Below are 528 nucleotides of genomic sequence, written 5' to 3' on the forward strand. Positions count from 1 at the left end.
TGCGCGGCATGTAGTAACGTGTCGCCTGTGCTGGCAATACATGCGCACGGGCACGAATGGACGGCGTGGCCGTGCCCGCCGGTTTGGATTTCAAGGTGATGTAGACGAACCAGATTTCACCCTGCAAGGTGACAAGGTCAGTCTGGCGCACGCCGACTTTGGTGCGCAGCGTGGGATCACCAAACGAAATCACATAGCGCCCTGGCTGGGCGTAGTTTTTGCGGTGGGCTTGCAGCTTCACCAGCGTTTCACCGGTCACGTTTACTTTTGGCGAACCGTTCAGCGACACTTCAACACGTTCAATGTCTTTCGGGTCGGTAATGTCTGTGACCAGTTCAATGCTGTGATAGGTAGGACCGGAAATCAGGCGCAGTGAGGCACGGTTGCCCCAGCCCACGCCTTCGACAGGGTCTAGCTCTTTCGGACGCGGTGCGAACGGAGTGGCGAGTAATTCCATGCTCTCGCCCCCTTAGCCGATTGCGTCTTCAACGGCGTCAACGTTGTTTGACGCCCAGACCACGCCAGCGG

At 58.0% G+C, this 528-nt stretch carries 1 protein-coding gene; it reads right to left on the reverse strand.

What is annotated here, in order from left to right:
* Nucleotides 1-457 (reverse strand): major capsid protein P2 (locus C9I92_RS25210; protein WP_249037530.1); only part of this gene is annotated, 457 nt, incomplete at its 3' end.
* Nucleotides 458-528: the final 71 nt, after the last annotated feature.

This window comes from Photobacterium ganghwense (assembly GCF_003025595.1).
Classification (GTDB): domain Bacteria; phylum Pseudomonadota; class Gammaproteobacteria; order Enterobacterales; family Vibrionaceae; genus Photobacterium; species Photobacterium ganghwense.